The sequence below is a fragment of the Jiangella muralis genome, assembly GCF_001270745.1.
GTDB classification, from domain to species: Bacteria; Actinomycetota; Actinomycetes; order Jiangellales; family Jiangellaceae; genus Jiangella; species Jiangella muralis.
In genome coordinates this window covers 1-1,334 of sequence record NZ_LFXL01000083.1, presented here as the reverse complement: position 1 = coordinate 1,334, position 1,334 = coordinate 1, and the positions used below count along the sequence as shown (strand labels likewise).

Here is a 1,334-nt window from a genome sequence, read left to right as displayed (position 1 = left end):
CTGAACCGCCCCGGGGTGTCCGGAGACTTCATTAGTTGGAGGATGAAGTCATGGCACGTCCCTCGAAGTATCCCCGGGAGTTGCGTGAGCGCGCGGTCCGGATGGTCGCTGAAGCTGTCGAGCGGGGTGAGTACCCGAGTGAGTTCGAGGCGATCCGCACGATCGCTGGGAAGTTGGGGATCGGGTCGGCTGAGACTGTGCGCAAGTGGGTGCGTCAGGCCGAGGTCGATGGCGGCACGAGGCCGGGCAAGACCACGGCGGAGTTGGCCGAGATCCGGGAGCTCAAGCGTGAGGTCGCCGAGCTGCGGCGCGCGAACGAGATCTTGAAGTCGGCGTCGGCTTTCTTCGCGGCGGAGCTCGACCGCCCGTCCAGGTACTGACCGCGTTCATCGACGAACATCGTGAGGAGTTCGGGGTCGAGCCGATCTGTCGCGTGCTGAGCGAGCATGGGATCAAGATCGCCCCGTCCACCTACTACGACAACCTGAACCGTGAGCCGTCGAAGCGGGTGCTGCGCGATGCCGAGATCACCGAGCTGATCGCCACGACACGTGAGCAGCGGTTCATCGCCCGGTTCGGTGCCCGCAAGATGTGGCTGCACCTGCGCCGCCAGGGCCACGACGTGGCCAGGTGCACGATCGAGCGGTTGATGACACGTAACGGCTGGCAGGGCGCCGTTCGAGGCAAGCGTGTGCGCACCACCATCGGCGACGCGAAGGCCGAGCGACCCCTGGATCTGGTCGATCGCGACTTCACCGCCACCTGCCCGAACCAGCTGTGGGTGGCCGACTTCACCTACGTCGCGACCTGGTCCGGCACCGTCTACGTGGCCTTCATCTTCGACGTGTTCTCCCGGATGATCGTCGGCTGGCGAGCCGCCACCAGGATGAGCACGCAACTCGTGCTCGACACCCTCGAGCATGCGATCTGGGCCCGCCACCAGGCAGGGGCCGGCGACCTGTCCGGGCTGGTCCACCACACCGACGCCGGCTCCCAGTACACCTCGTTCGCGTTCACCAGCCGGCTACTGCAGGCCGGCGTCGACGCCTCGGTGGGTTCGGTGGGCGACGCCTACGACAACGCCCTGGCCGAGTCCCAGATCGGCATCTACAAGACCGAACTGATCCGCCCCGAAGGACCTTGGCGCGACGTCGAGCACGTCGAGCACGAGACCCTGAACTGGGTCCACTGGTTCAACCACGAGCGCACCCACGAATCAGTCGACGACCTCACACCTGCCGAAGTCGAGACCGCCCACTACGCTGCACGAAACCGTCTCGTCCCGACCGAGTAGAGACACGATCCGAAGTGTCCGGACATCCCGGGGCGGTTCA

1 protein-coding gene and 1 other annotated feature are annotated in these 1,334 nt (G+C 65.9%); the gene reads left to right on the top strand.

Annotation, left to right across the window (positions count from 1 at the left end; genetic code table 11):
• The first annotated feature begins 50 nt into the window (after positions 1 to 50).
• Positions 51 to 1,294, top strand: a protein-coding gene (locus tag ACW62_RS32755) for an IS3 family transposase (protein WP_157575151.1) whose coding sequence is annotated in 2 segments (ribosomal slippage) — positions 51 to 339 and positions 339 to 1,294 — 1,245 coding nt in all. Because the reading frame shifts where the segments join, the coding sequence is not laid out codon by codon here.
• Positions 338 to 466 (top strand) — a sequence feature (AL1L pseudoknot). (Overlaps the previous gene by 129 nt.)
• Positions 1,295 to 1,334: the final 40 nt, after the last annotated feature.